Source organism: 'Nostoc azollae' 0708 (assembly GCF_000196515.1).
In the GTDB taxonomy this organism is placed as follows: Bacteria; Cyanobacteriota; Cyanobacteriia; order Cyanobacteriales; family Nostocaceae; genus Trichormus_B; species Trichormus_B azollae.
The window spans coordinates 1,667,541-1,681,049 of sequence record NC_014248.1 but is presented as its reverse complement, the minus strand read 5'-3'; the positions used below and the strand labels follow the sequence as shown (position 1 = coordinate 1,681,049).

Here is a 13,509-nt window from a genome sequence, read left to right as displayed (position 1 = left end):
GAACCCGTCAATTCTGGGATGACAAGAATTTTCTCAATCCTCCTATTGGGGATTTAGGTGGCTAAATAAGCTGAAACTAAGACAGGTAGGACTTCTGTATACACAATATACATACCTTTCGCATACTTTTCAGGTATCCTTGTACTCAAATGCCAACTTTTCAGATATCCTCTAATTTTACAACACTAAATCAGCAAACTCTCGCAAAGTTTTTCCATATTTTTCTCCTGCAACAGAAGACAGATCATTATGATCTGCATCCTCCACCCACAGAGAAAGCTTAGGTCAATTTATAGCCGCCAACAAATGTTCACTATGGTTAAAAGGGATAATATCATCTAATTTACCGTGTATCACTAAAACAGGACATTTTACTTTTTGGATCATCTTATCCAAGTTATTAAATTTATCAAAAGGTAAAATCTGAAAAGGTACAACTACGCCAAAAGCTGAAGTAAACGCACTTTCAATAGTTAAACCAGCCATCGGTTTTCGAGATGCTAAATCTACTGCGGAAGCACCCCCAACTGAACGCCCATAAACTATAATCTAGTCCGGTTTAATATTTAAGTTTTTAATTAACTAATTATAAGCCGTATCAATATCTTCATAAGCATACTTTTGTCTAGGTATTCCCTGACTCCTACCATAACCACGATAATCGTAAGCAAAAACGCTAAAACCGAAATTCTGTAGTTATTTTAACATTTCCTGAATATCGCCCAAGTCTTGCGAATTTCCGTGAATATTCGGAAGACTGTACTTAGGTGTAGAACTTTGCAAATAAACAGCGGAAAATTGCTGATTTTCCTTGTTGTCCAGCTGGAGGGTGTCTTTAGTGTCTTGATAGCTGGATGGTTGGGGCAGAAAAATCATGCTATCTGCACGGAGATATACTTATGCCCCAAATAAGATATAGATGAAAACCACTGATTTTAGCATCCAGTGCTAAGTAATATGATTGATGAGCAGTTTTTTTAGACGCTGTTTATCTATAATTGACATGAAAAGTTGGGCTTTGCTTAATCAACGTATGAAGCATACCGCACTTTTACCCGGCATTTCGCACTTTTACCTGGCAATATTCAATATTGATCAACATTGTTTAACTCCAAGCGATATAATAATTCTTTGATGGTACAAGTACAAGCCCCCAAATTTATCTGTGGAATCAATCCAAAATCGTTCGATCGAGGCTCCCGAACGTCCAAAACCCAAAATCCAATGACCATCACCAAGGCTTTTATGCCTATACAATGGAAAAGTTGTATGATATAGACTTTTGGAGATAACTAATAATGTCCCGTCGTTGTGAACTCACCGGTAAAAAAGCCAATAATGCAATGGCTGTTTCTCACTCCCACCGTCGCACCAAGCGTTTACAACACGCTAATCTGCAAAGCAAGCGAGTTTGGTGGGCAGGTGGTAATCGCTGGGTAAGACTAAAACTTTCCACAAAAGCTATCAAAACCTTGGAAACCAAAGGTTTGGAAGCAATGGCTAGAGAAGCAGGCATCAATCTGAATCATTACTAAATTCAGCTAATTTCAAGAGGGAGTCTGATTGTATACTCCCTCTACTCACAGTTAAATTCATGATTCAAGATAATGCACCAGGACTTACGCAACTGACATATTAGTAGGGTGCGTCAGACTTATTAAATTGGTTAATTTCAATAAATTTTCGACATCTGAGGCACCCTACAAGAGACTTGATTGTGACAGTTGTGTAAGTAAATTACAAGCACATATAAAAGCATATTACATCTATCCAAAGATGTATTTTCAGTTATCTTAAAAAAAAAATATATTGTAACAACCGTGTCTTAAAAGAGCTGGACAGAATGTAATTATACAGCTTCTATAAGTAATCCAAACAAATTGGAGGTTTCAAAGTCAGCATTAATTTAAGCCTGAATATTTTTCCTAACGCAGTAAGGAGGCTTCTTCCTGTAAAGATTTCATGAAGTTTAGCCCTAATTATGACGATGTTTACATAAGTGGAATTTTTATTCTTTATACTCGTACAAAAGTGCATTTTTCTGGTACTTGTACTGATGCACCAGCTTATTGATTAGTGTTTATGATAATACTGGTACTGCTCATTGCATACTTACATCACAACATATCAATCAAGCAGAAACAACCCAATTATAGAATTAGGAATGATTTAGATGAGTACATTAAAGAAGTTAGGTCAATTATTCTCTCAAAAAGCTTTACGCTCCTTGAGTACAGGTCTAGCGGTAAGTAACATCATTATGCTGGGATTTGGTGCTTTCGCTAAACCTGCAAGTGCAGTAGTATTAATAGGAGGAGTAGAAGTAGAAACTAACGCGTTAGCAGATATTTTACTAAATTCTGCAAATGTGACCTCAAATGGAAACTCCGTAGAAAGCGCAATCCTTGATGGCAATGTTGCTACTACTGTATTTGCATCGACGACTCCTGGTGCTTATGTGAGATTGGGTTTCAGCAATCCAATATTAAACTCTGTAGGAGATGACTTGGCTTTATTTGAACTTGGTCTTCCTGATAGCTTTTCAGTCGAGATCAACGGACAGACTTTCGATTATCAAACCTATGAGACTGGCGATTTTACAGATAATCCAGTGCGTAGCATCAACGTAGCTACTTTGGACTTCAATGATTTTGGCATCGCTTTGGGCGATTACGTCAGTGAAATGTTGATTAAATTAGACAACATATCGACGAATTATGGAACAACACCTGCCCTTGGTTTGGTAGCTGGTATCCGTTCTGTTCCCGAACCTTCAGCTATGTTTGGCTTATTAGCAACTGCTGGCTTCTTGGCTTGCCAGCGCAAGCAATTTAAAGCTGTCAAAAGAAGCGTAAGCTTGTCATAGCAGCTTATTAATAAGATAATACGACCAATGGATAGTTAATATCAAATTGTGGAAAAATGAAAGACATTTTCCTCTGAAAAACGGCAGCACAGATATTTGCGTTCTGCTGTTTTTTATGTGTACACGATTATTCATTGGTCTCAGGGACAGATGATCATCACAACAAAAAAATATTGGTTCTTCGGTTCTTTTTATAGAAAAACAGGTTCAAAATCCTTGAAAGCCTTATTCCTCAATCACCATAAAAAGAACGCAAGAGCCAAAATATTTTACTCTTTGTGATTAATTTAACGGTGATGACATAATACGGTAAAATTTTTAATAAAATTTATGATGCAGTCTTTCCTCAAACATCATAAATTTAGTGAAATTGCTGAAAGCTGCAACAAACAATATAATAGGGTATTTTAGAAATAAATCAACACTCCATACTTTGTCTTCTGATCACAGTTCAATCAAGCCTGCAATCACTCAAGCTGCCTCAATACTTGAATAGAATGTCTGATCAAGCAATCATTCATTTCTAATAACTCCATTGAATTCACTATAAAAATATAACCTGAGTTTTCTGCAATAATTAGGCATTGATTTATATATCTTCGTCATCAACTAGTTAACAATAACCTGAACAAGATTATTATGAACACCAGATTAAAAATGGCTTTGCTTCTTCACTCTGGAGAATCAGGATTTGCTATAGTAATCGCTGTAGCACTGGGATTAATTATGATCTTAGTGGCGTTAACCATGACGATAAGATCTCAAGGAGATCAAATATTAGCGTCAACCCGAAAAGAAACAGAGCGGTCACTGGCAGCCGCAGAAAAAGGTGTTTCCTATTACCAAGCATTCCTCAACTCTAACCGGCTACTGCCCAGATATCCGGATTGTACTCAAGATCGTACATCTTCTGGTACTTGTCCTGATTCTGGATCTCAAAAAAGCTGGTCAAATCCCTCAGCTATTCCCGGAATGAGTGACAGCCCTTGTACTGGTAGTTCAGCATCCACAGCAACAATACAAGGAAATGCCGACACAAACCAGTGGAATCTGGTTGATACAAATGACTCAAGCAAGGGACAATATAAACTGGTTTCTTATAAAATTGCTGATTCTGGAGATGATACTTTGCAGGCAATGGGCATATTAACCATTGAGGGAAGAATAACTAATTCAACAGCTAACAGCAAAGCTAATAAATCTATTAGTAGGGTACAGGTAGCTATTCCTGTTAACTTACCTAGTATTAATAGTGTTCCAATTCCTGGAGTATGGATTGGTGATTCTACTACTAATAGTGGTACAGGTGGTAATACAATCCAAGGTAATGTATTAGTTAATAGTTGTAATGTCACCCTTTCAGATATCGAAATCGATAGGAGCACTCCACAGTATTCGGCAATGTATACAAATTTGAGAATGCCATCAGTCCCAACAATGCCAGAAGCGGCAAATAATTCTGTCACTCCACGGGTTGCAGGTACTATTTCCTTGGGAACAATAAATACTGATACCACTCTCCCTCGGCTCACTGGTGATACACCTGATTTGCCTATAACATTTAACGGGCAATCAAGATATGTATATTTAGCGACTGATATAGTCAGAAGTGGGGGTTCAACAGCATTGACAATTACACCAGGGAAAAAAGTAGTTATATTTTTATCTGGCAATACAAGTAAAAACGTTGATATTTATCATGAATGTGGTAGTGTTAGCGGTTGTCTACCTACCGATTTTCAAATTTTTGGCACTAAACCTAGTGGTGGTGAAATATGTCTAAATGGGAATCATCTGCTAGATGCTTTTATCTTAGCACCTACTTATACAGTCGGGGTTGCAGGGGGAGGCAATAGTGGGGGCATAAATGGTTCTATTTGGGCAAACCAGTGGAGTAATGATTCAGGTTGTGGTTCTAACTCTAACAACGTAGTTGTTAGACAATCAGCAAATTGGAGTGAATTAACTGGGCTCCAACCAGATAGTAGTGAATTACCACTTTCAATTAAATCTATAAGGTCTTGGAAACGAAATGTGGTGAATTAAGAGGGTGTTTGAGAATGCATACTGTAGCTTGCTTCTCGTAGGGTAAGTAGCGCAGCGCAGCTTTCCGGAGGCTCTAGTATCTGAGATTAATCGCTCAAACCCTATATTCTAGAGCCTCCAACTCCTGTAAGGGATACATAATCGAAATTATACCTTTTCTAACTTTTGAAACATCGTCTAAGTCCAGATATTAGCCATTCTAAATCATTTGTGAACATCACCTATTAGTTTTTGCTTTTGCAAAAGTTAAACAAGAATAGTCATAATTATGAAAAAGCCAAAATGCCATTCAGAATCAGGCTTTAGCTTACTTGAAGTTCTATCTGCTATTCTCATAGTAACTTTCTTTACAGCAGCGGCCATGCAAATGATGGTAATTTCTGCTGCTTTTAAAGCTAAAGCTAAAGAGTACACAACCGCAGCCAACTTGATTGAAAAAGACTTAGAAACAGTGAGAAATATAGCTGCTCAATATGAATTTCCCATAGTCGCTTCTCCTGTGCCAACTCTGGGTGCGATGGCAATCACATTATCATCTGGTAAAGGATTAAAACAGGACGATAAGATTCAGTTTTCAGGATCATCTAATGTTTACAGTATCACTGCACCTAGTCCAATACCTTCAGCTAGCCCAACTATTATAATAACGCCAGGTATAATTTCACCAGCTCCATCTGCCAGTACTAGAGTCGGAAGCAATACAGTCTGTAGTGCTACCTCTGCAAGCACAGGATTAGCTAACTATTTGCAGCAAATCACTCAAGGTAGTGCTTATATCGACAGTTCAAAAACATTTAGTATTACCGAAGGTGGCTCTAGTGTTATTTATGGCGCTGTCATAGGTGCAAATCCTTACATTATCCCTGATACCAGTAAGAAACTTTGGCTCATGCGAAATGATAATAATCTTAATGCTGCGCCTTATAATGTTTTGCAGGTTAGGTATTTAGTTGTCAAAGATAACAACGGTTCTCCAAGTAGTAATAAAATTGTAGCCAAACTCGCTAGTGAGGTAATACCCAATGCGTCATTCCAGTGCATCCAATGATCAGGGATTTACAATCCTTGAAGCAGTGGTAATAGTAGCTATTGTCGGTATATTTATGGCTTTTTCTGCACCGAGTTACTTAGCATGGTCTCAGAGGAAAAAAGTGGATTCTGCACTAACTAGCATTGAGGGAGCTATGAAAGAAGCTCAAAGACAGGCAATAGCTAAATCATTAACTTGTAACGTAACATTGAATACATCTACCTTGAAAATTACAAGTACCACCAGTAGTAGCTGTCTTTTAACGGGCGATCGCGAACTAACCAGCGTAGCTCTTGCAACATCAGGTACTACAATTGATTTTGATTATTTAGGGAACAGCTCAACTGAGATCACAGTTGTTGTTTCTTCTTCTGCCAATCCTAACTTTAAAAAATGTCTAGTTTTATCTAAACCACTTGGCTTAATTAGAACTGGTAACTATGCTGATAATGGTACTAGTTCTAGCAATTGTAGCAAATAAAACCATATCTTATCTTAGCAGGAATTTATTGATTATCTAAGTCAAAGAAATGAAATCTTACATACAAAAAACCCTCAAATCAGATGTTGATGTTAACAAAGGCTTTACTTTAATAGAATTATTAGTAGCAGCGGCAATAATGTCAATTGTAGTTGCTTTAGTTGGAATTGCATTTGTAGGAATACTGAAACAAAATCGAAAAGCAGAATTTAATAGTGAGCGTCGTACTAACTTAAATCGTGCCTTAGATTATATTGCTAACGAAGTTAGAATGGCAACAACAGTAGCTGTACCTACTGCATCTCCAACCACAACCATATATTCAGGTACAGGAGTTCTGCGCTTAAAAGTTCCTGTTCCTAATCCTGCAAGCGGTTCAGTATATAATTCTCGATTATATACTGTTGTTTACTATAGATCTAATAGCTGGACTGGGTGGGATTCGCCAAATTCAATTTGGCGTTATTCAAACGTTCCTAATCCTGTTCCTATTCGTTCTGCGGCTCCTCTTGTGACTCCTACGCCTAATAATGTTACTACAGTTCCTAGTCCCAGTCCTACTTCTGCTACTACCTTTGATCATAACTTTTTGGTGGATGGGATTAAAACTCCAGCGACACTCCCAAGTTGTTCAACAGGACTTATAGGTGACGGTGGCTTTTATGCTTGTATATCTACAGATGGAAAACAAGTTGATCTTTACTTGTATGGCAAATTATCAAATAATACAAATGAGACAGAGACAATGGAAGTTAAGACTACTGTATTTACTAGATCCGCCGTATAAAATATACACTAACAAAATCTAGGAGCATCCCAATGGGAGCAACGCGATTTTGTGAGATCATCACAGAGAGAGCAGGGGAGCAGGGAGCAGGGGGAATGGAAAAAGAACTTTCTTATAAGCCATGAAGACTTGGAAGTATATCAAATGGTATTTGATGTCGCCATGAAAATCTTTGAAATGTCAAAGAAGTTTCCTCTGGAAATGAATATATATACATTTGGTGATTAATCTTTATTAAAAATAAGTCCTGACATTGATGGTAGTGAAAGCATCGAAGAACCAAACAACAATAGACCTATTGCAAAATTGTTTATGTGGTATGATAGAGACTTTTAGATTTTATTTATGTATTTTTGGTGTTCTTTGGGCTGGCTAATTCAAAGATAACCGTGTAACTCTAACTTTTGGCTGAAACAAAGACAAACGTCGATTATAACATAAAATTAATTCTGCAAGAGGTATTATACACTAATAGAAGAATATGAAACCCTATAAACCGCTTGGAGATTTCCGCTATATACAGATAACAATGGTAAATTTGACAGTTATAACCTTTATAGCATTTACTTTAGAAATCCTCCGGTAAATAGTAATAGATACACTCGTGCTAGAACTCCACCCATGAATTCTGGTAGATTCAGTGCAGCTTGTAAAAATATTTTTGATATAAATGCCAGTCTAGTAGATATTAATGGTTGGTTTCAAATTGGCAGCAAATTGAAAAAATCCTTTTTCTGTCTACACTGCTATAGTTCCTATCACTACAATAAATACTATTCCTACTGATATTTATACTAAGTATGAAATCTACAAAGGATCAAAAGGTTTTTCTGCGTTAGGAAATCAGCAAGACCGTGTACAAATACCACTAATTAATAAACTACAAAAAGAATTAGTTGGTGTAGAATAATCTTTAGGCGCTGGCGCTATCGTTGGTAACAACTTACGTGAACTATGGTGGGATAGTAATAAAAATCGGTTTGTCGGTGCAAATTTGGATGATAGCCAAAATATTACAGCCATGAATTGGGATTTGGGAACCGGAACAAAAACCCGTCGTTCCACCATACAAACACTAGCAGATTTAGCAGCAACAGATAAAGATGGAGACTGGGAATATGCAGCAGCGCAAATACCAGAAAATCTACAAACACCCATTGGTGGCTTAAGAGTAGTTACAGGTGCAGGTATTTATTTACCCAGAAATGCAAATGCTGCAACTACAGACCTTACTGATGCATTTGTACAAATTTGGTCGGATATCTTGTCAGTACCTCAAGCCCCAGCACCAGCACAAACTATACAATCATATTTGATGTATGATCCATCGCTACAATTTCATTTGCCCAAGCTGCTTGAAAGTGATATAATTAGCCCTTATTTAAAGATGTGGAGTTATTTATAATTACAAATCGGCTAATTACAATCAAAATAATGCCTCACCTATAGCTTGTATTAGTAGCTTTTATATACCCACTAGCAATACCACAGTGAAAAATATTGATACATTACCTAATGCTCTGGGGATAGAGAAAGACATTAACGGTATAATCTATGCACCACCCACCAAAACCGTAAGTGATTATACAAATTTACTAAATTATAAAAAGATTTGCAGTATCGTAATGGACGCTGGGTAAATGGATGACTGAGAAATTCATTAGGAAAAACACAACGCACTCTTGCAGAAAAATCTGCCATTGATGCTACCCTACCTGATGCTAGTGCAGGTATTACAGAAGCAGCAAAATTAGAAAGTCTAGTAGACTTTAAACTCGATTCTACCCGTCGTCCTAACGGAATTATGATTATCAGTAGCGACAGTCCCACAAAAATATTTCGTGGTACAAGTAATACCTTCAGAGAAAAAGAAAAAGGTTTAATTCTCGCTACCAATTTACCTGCTTATATTAAACGCGACTTTAATCCACACACCCAATAAGAATAGCTTTTAAAAAAGATATTATAACTAGTGAATTAACAACTCCCATTTCCGTTTACGGCGTAGATAATGACAGTAAATTGCAAGCATTTACAGTATCATAAACAACATTACCCAGACTAGCAGAAGATCAACATGGCAACTCTTTTCTCATGCCTTGGTTAATACCTGACAATAATGGAATTTGGCAACCAGTTTTACAAATTAACCAACCATTTGCTACACCTAGTGATCCAAATAATGCACTATAATGCACTTAATATTAGCCCTGAAAACTACGATAATTGGTTAAGAATAGCTACAGAAACCACTTTTAACTTGGTCATAGCTGCGGGAGATAATCCCAGTCGTCCCACCGAATATAAGGGGGGTTTAGAAAACTTTATCCGCTTCATGGAAAACTGGAGTCCTAGCAGTAGTCCTATTGCAGTTAAAATTATTGGTGGTTTTATGCAAATGATAAAAAGTGTCTATTCAACCGCGAGTTATGCCACATCTATAATCAATCAAACCAGCGATTTTCAATATAAAATTAGCCTTAACAATGGTATGTCTTCAGGTCTCCTTCCTCCAGCAAAACAATGGAGTTATGATGTAGGGCTTTTATCTCAATTATTTGACGTATTCTCCCAAAAATTACTAGAAATACCTGCTGAACTACCAGATGAGTATTTTCGAGAAGTTGGACCAGATGATAAATAGGTAGAACGTTTATTATGTGCAGAAATAACAAGAAATAATGATGCTCTTGATAAAGACCAAAGTCCGGCTATTTGCTAATCACAAGTAAATGATGAAACTAAAAAAACAGCAAAAAATCATATCTCTAAATGATACTGGTTTCTCAATTCTTAAATCACTGGTAGGAATGATTATTTTCTATCTATTATTAGCTGCCATCGCACCAGTATTAGTGATGTCAACACCCATTAGAACTCAAGCTAGACGAGTGTAAATTGCATCCCCAGGAGCTAGAACATTTATTGATAGTGTGAGAGTTGGTTTAACTACAAAACCAGATATAATATCTCAACGCGCTGTTGCTACTACTACTTCACCTAGAAATATTTCTAATAGTCCTGATGACTATTTAATAAATGCTACAGAAATTCCAGCACCTTTATCAGCAACTGGTATGTATTGCTATTTAGAAACTGGTATTTCTAGTGCTAAAACTTGTGTCAATAATCAATTTTACATTCCAGCTGGTCGAATTGTTCAAGCTAACGAAGTAAATGATGGTTATCCTTTAGCAATCAGAGTTTATAGAACAGATTTAGATTTTACTAAATCCGTAAGAATTAATACAGATTTAGCAATTAAACAAACTACATCAACTATCACTGAAAGACTGGGTGATAAACAAGCACAATTAATAGAAATGAGTACTGTAGGCAATAGTAGCAATAGATTTCAGGCTTGATGTCAGCGGTTAGGTACTCCATTAGTTACAGCAACGCCACCAGCAATTTCTGATCCTGTAATTTGTCAATGGATCTGATTGCTAATGATTGAAATTTTTTAAGTTTAATGGGCGATGACAATAATCAACTTACTGCTCAAATTTACAATCAAATTATCAAATACATCCTTACCAAAAAGTGAGTTACTTTATTTATAAAACATTATTTCATCCTTATATAGACCGAGTAAGAATGCATTTTGCGTCTAATAACAAAAGTTGTCTAATAACGATTAAAAATAAACATATAGTCCGGTTTAACAGACTTTAGTTATTAGTCCGTAACTTCAGTTCTGGTCTTTGAGGTAATGCAGTGAATCGGATCAACAATAATGCAGGTATCAATTACAGTTCTGATCGCAAAGCTTATTATCCTACTGGCAGTATTAAATTACAAGGTCGCGGTTATGTGTATAAGTAAATCGTTAATTCGTAATTAGTAAAATTAAAATTTTAATATTATGGATCATGAAGAGAAAAAAGAAGAAATTATCTTTCTAGAAATCTAGCAGCAGGTTCACGTTATTGGAAAATTTGGTTTTTCTTTTAATAATAGGGATACTAGCAGCAATTCTAATTCCTAGTTGGTCTACTTTTATTAAAAATCTTCGTCTTAATGCTGCTCAAAGTGAGGTTTATCAGGCAATGCGTCAAGTACAAAGCCAGGCTAAAAAGGAGAAATTGACTTGGCAAATTAGTTTTCGTGAACAAAATTGTATATTCCAATGGGTAGTTCATCCAGCTACATTTATTGTCACTAATGCTGTATGCAATAATTTAGATTCTACTGTCCAGTTAGATGAAGAGACAACTTTACAGGAGTTTGATGGAGTCAGAAGTATCCAGTTTGATTATTTAGGCAGCGTCAAACAACCACGGTTAGGGAGGATTACCATATCCAGTAAATCTGCTGGATAGGCAAAACGCTGTGTGTTTGTCTCCACAATTTCAGGAGCAATGCGAACTGTAAAAGAGCGTTCTACAGCAGATAATGGTAGGTATTGTTATTAAGATTTGGTGTGTTGAAATTGCAGAAAAGCCGCAAACAGCATTTAATTATTTTTACCCCCTATCCAGAAGCAGGGAAAACAAAGACTAGATTGATACCTGCTTTGGGTGATATTGGTGCTGCGAATCTGCAAAAACAGATGACAGAACATACTATATTAGAGGTAAATAAATTACAACACAAATCTGCTATAGCCGTAAAAGTGCGGTTTACTGGTGGTAATGGGGAACTAATGCAAAATTGGTTTGGTCTGGATTTTGTGTATCAAACTCAAGGAGAAGGGGATTTGGGTGAACGCATGATGCGATCGCTTGCTGATGCTTTTGACAATAGTGCAGAAGATGTAATTATAATTAACACAGACTGTCCTGGCTTGAATTCGCAAATCTTAACCACAGCTTTTGAGCAACTACAGTGTTTTGACTTGGTTCTAGGCCCTGCGCTTGATGGTGGTTATTACTGCAGTGGGTTACAACAACTAATACCAGAGTTATTTTCTCAGATCCAGTGGGGAACGGCTCAAGTATTTTCGCAAACTGTAGAAATTGCTCAGAAAATTAATTTATCATCAGTCTACTTAACTACTTTAGCTGATGTTGACCGCCCTGAAGATTTACCAGTTTGGCAACAGATATGGAAGGGTATAGGGTAAGCAAAAGAAAAAACTTAATTTTTACCACTGACTACTGATATCATAGTTCACTATTTATGGGATATAACATACATTACAGTTAGTAGTATGGTATACCTTAAAACCGAAAGTCTATATGAATCTAGGTTGGCTATTAATGAAGTTTGATGCTCAAACATGAAAAAGGTAAAGCCAATAGTAGACAAGATTCCATAAGAGACTGTTGCCAAAGTGAGGAAAAAGTTAACAATTCAATAGTAAAGGCAAATTTTTGCCCCTTCTCCTTTGTCTGTTACCCTTTTCCCAACTTCTCTTAATCTGATGAGTTTTATGCTCCAAGAGTTGTAACTTTATAAGTGGCAATCAGTTTTATTCACAACAAATTTACAAAAATATGGTTAACCGTGTTGCTTCCTCAAATAGTGCCCTTGTTATGAAGGTCATTGGTATAGTCTGCATTTTATCTTTTTTCGTGGATTTTGGGGTTTTGTTACTGGATTTCAGCCCTACTAATAAACAATTACAAGTTGGCTTGGTGACAACCATAGTTGATAGAGGAATTGTCCCTCTGTTGGGAATAGGTACAATATTTGTTAGCTCTTGGATGAATAATGCTGAAGATCGCCCCCAAGGTTTAGATTTAAGATTACCAGCCTTAATTCTTGCCAACCTTTTTGGGTTGATGTTCCTGCTGATGTTTCCTCTACACCTGAATAATGTACGCCAAGCCAGTACCCAAAGAGTTAGTCAAATCTCTCAAGATGCCCAGCAAGCAGAAACCCAACTCAACAACCAGCTATCTCAATTTCTTGATCAGCTAAATAACGATCAGGCTAAAGCTCAGTTAGAACAGGTGCGAAACCAAGCTAAAGCTCAGTTTGCTGAACTGCTAAAAGATGAGCAGAAATATAAGCAAGCACTGGACAACCCTCGACTACCTGCAGCACAAAAGGAATTACTCAAGAAATTTAAAGCCAATCCCCAAGAGCTTGACAAGTTTATTGACCAACAAACAGATCCTAAAGAAGTTGCTAACCAAAGAATTAGCCAAATTCGTCAGCGTAAAGAAGAAGCTGAAAAACAGGCTAAAGACCGTGCTTGGAAGTCTGGATTGCGGATTGGTATCAGCAGCTTACTATTATCCATTGGTTATATCATCATTGGTTGGACAGGATTAAAGGGTATGGGTGCTTTACAAGGTGGTGGTAAACGAAAAACACCAGCACGTTAATCTACCACATATCAATGAGTATCC

The 13,509-nt window shown here is 36.8% G+C and carries 14 protein-coding genes and 1 pseudogene; 14 read left to right on the top strand and 1 reads right to left on the bottom strand.

Annotated features, from left to right (window positions below; translation table 11 throughout):
• Nucleotides 1-285: 285 nt before the first annotated feature.
• A complete protein-coding gene (locus AAZO_RS42370; protein WP_338027081.1) occupies nt 286-486 on the bottom strand; it encodes an alpha/beta hydrolase family protein in 201 nt (66 codons plus the stop codon).
• An 812-nt stretch (nt 487-1,298) separates the two neighbouring features.
• Here AAZO_RS42370 and rpmB point away from each other — a divergent pair.
• The 14 genes and pseudogenes from rpmB (at nt 1,299) to hpsJ-B (ending at nt 13,485) form a co-directional block, all read left to right on the top strand.
• Entirely contained in the window at nt 1,299-1,535 is a 237-nt protein-coding gene (gene rpmB, locus AAZO_RS07675) for a 50S ribosomal protein L28 (RefSeq protein WP_013190801.1), read from the top strand.
• 638 nt (nt 1,536-2,173) lie between these two features.
• On the top strand, nt 2,174-2,866 hold the full coding sequence (locus tag AAZO_RS07670) for a PEP-CTERM sorting domain-containing protein (RefSeq protein ID WP_013190800.1): 693 nt from the start codon (nt 2,174-2,176) through the stop codon (nt 2,864-2,866).
• A gap of 657 nt (nt 2,867-3,523) precedes the next feature.
• Nucleotides 3,524-4,912: a hypothetical protein gene (locus tag AAZO_RS07665; protein ID WP_228371559.1), complete on the top strand. Its 1,389-nt coding sequence runs from the start codon at nt 3,524-3,526 to the stop codon at nt 4,910-4,912.
• Nucleotides 4,913-5,180: 268 nt separating this feature from the next.
• Nucleotides 5,181-5,960: a type II secretion system protein gene (locus tag AAZO_RS07660; RefSeq protein WP_013190798.1), complete on the top strand. Its 780-nt coding sequence runs from the start codon at nt 5,181-5,183 to the stop codon at nt 5,958-5,960.
• Between the two features lie 25 nt (nt 5,961-5,985).
• Nucleotides 5,986-6,423: a pilus assembly FimT family protein gene (locus AAZO_RS07655; protein ID WP_187289620.1), complete on the top strand. Its 438-nt coding sequence runs from the start codon at nt 5,986-5,988 to the stop codon at nt 6,421-6,423.
• Nucleotides 6,424-6,472: 49 nt separating this feature from the next.
• Nucleotides 6,473-7,210, top strand: coding sequence for a prepilin-type N-terminal cleavage/methylation domain-containing protein (locus AAZO_RS07650; RefSeq protein ID WP_013190796.1), 738 nt, complete (start codon nt 6,473-6,475; stop codon nt 7,208-7,210).
• A gap of 994 nt (nt 7,211-8,204) precedes the next feature.
• On the top strand, nt 8,205-8,615 hold the full coding sequence (locus tag AAZO_RS07645; RefSeq protein WP_144031258.1) for a hypothetical protein: 411 nt from the start codon (nt 8,205-8,207) through the stop codon (nt 8,613-8,615).
• 399 nt (nt 8,616-9,014) lie between these two features.
• Nucleotides 9,015-9,152 (top strand): hypothetical protein, encoded by a 138-nt coding sequence (locus AAZO_RS35070; protein WP_187289619.1) that lies wholly within the window; start codon nt 9,015-9,017, stop codon nt 9,150-9,152.
• A gap of 240 nt (nt 9,153-9,392) precedes the next feature.
• On the top strand, nt 9,393-9,854 hold the full coding sequence (locus AAZO_RS07640; RefSeq protein ID WP_041639661.1) for a hypothetical protein: 462 nt from the start codon (nt 9,393-9,395) through the stop codon (nt 9,852-9,854).
• Nucleotides 9,855-9,942: 88 nt separating this feature from the next.
• A complete protein-coding gene (locus AAZO_RS35065; RefSeq protein ID WP_013190794.1) occupies nt 9,943-10,107 on the top strand; it encodes a hypothetical protein in 165 nt (54 codons plus the stop codon).
• 36 nt (nt 10,108-10,143) lie between these two features.
• Complete coding sequence (locus tag AAZO_RS07635) at nt 10,144-10,575, top strand: hypothetical protein (RefSeq protein ID WP_013190793.1); 432 nt, start codon at nt 10,144-10,146, stop codon at nt 10,573-10,575.
• 564 nt (nt 10,576-11,139) lie between these two features.
• Nucleotides 11,140-11,625 (top strand): annotated as a pseudogene (locus AAZO_RS07630) (prepilin-type cleavage/methylation domain-containing protein).
• A gap of 8 nt (nt 11,626-11,633) precedes the next feature.
• Complete coding sequence (locus AAZO_RS07625; RefSeq protein ID WP_013190790.1) at nt 11,634-12,275, top strand: TIGR04282 family arsenosugar biosynthesis glycosyltransferase; 642 nt, start codon at nt 11,634-11,636, stop codon at nt 12,273-12,275.
• A gap of 373 nt (nt 12,276-12,648) precedes the next feature.
• Nucleotides 12,649-13,485, top strand: a complete 837-nt coding sequence (gene hpsJ-B / locus AAZO_RS07620) for a hormogonium polysaccharide biosynthesis protein HpsJ (protein ID WP_013190789.1) — start codon at nt 12,649-12,651, stop codon at nt 13,483-13,485.
• The last annotated feature ends 24 nt before the right edge of the window (nt 13,486-13,509 follow it).

Excerpts from the sequence above, each read along its gene's own strand:
- AAZO_RS42370 (WP_338027081.1), bottom strand. The coding sequence starts at position 486 with ATGGCTGGTTTAACTATTGAAAGTGCGTTTACTTCAGCTTTTGGCGTA.
- rpmB (WP_013190801.1), top strand. The coding sequence starts at position 1,299 with ATGTCCCGTCGTTGTGAACTCACCGGTAAAAAAGCCAATAATGCAATG.
- AAZO_RS07670 (WP_013190800.1), top strand. The coding sequence starts at position 2,174 with ATGAGTACATTAAAGAAGTTAGGTCAATTATTCTCTCAAAAAGCTTTA.
- AAZO_RS07665 (WP_228371559.1), top strand. The coding sequence starts at position 3,524 with ATGGCTTTGCTTCTTCACTCTGGAGAATCAGGATTTGCTATAGTAATC.
- AAZO_RS07660 (WP_013190798.1), top strand. The coding sequence starts at position 5,181 with ATGAAAAAGCCAAAATGCCATTCAGAATCAGGCTTTAGCTTACTTGAA.
- AAZO_RS07650 (WP_013190796.1), top strand. The coding sequence starts at position 6,473 with ATGAAATCTTACATACAAAAAACCCTCAAATCAGATGTTGATGTTAAC.
- AAZO_RS35070 (WP_187289619.1), top strand. The coding sequence starts at position 9,015 with ATGATTATCAGTAGCGACAGTCCCACAAAAATATTTCGTGGTACAAGT.
- AAZO_RS07640 (WP_041639661.1), top strand. The coding sequence starts at position 9,393 with ATGCACTATAATGCACTTAATATTAGCCCTGAAAACTACGATAATTGG.
- AAZO_RS35065 (WP_013190794.1), top strand. The coding sequence starts at position 9,943 with ATGATGAAACTAAAAAAACAGCAAAAAATCATATCTCTAAATGATACT.
- hpsJ-B (WP_013190789.1), top strand. The coding sequence starts at position 12,649 with ATGGTTAACCGTGTTGCTTCCTCAAATAGTGCCCTTGTTATGAAGGTC.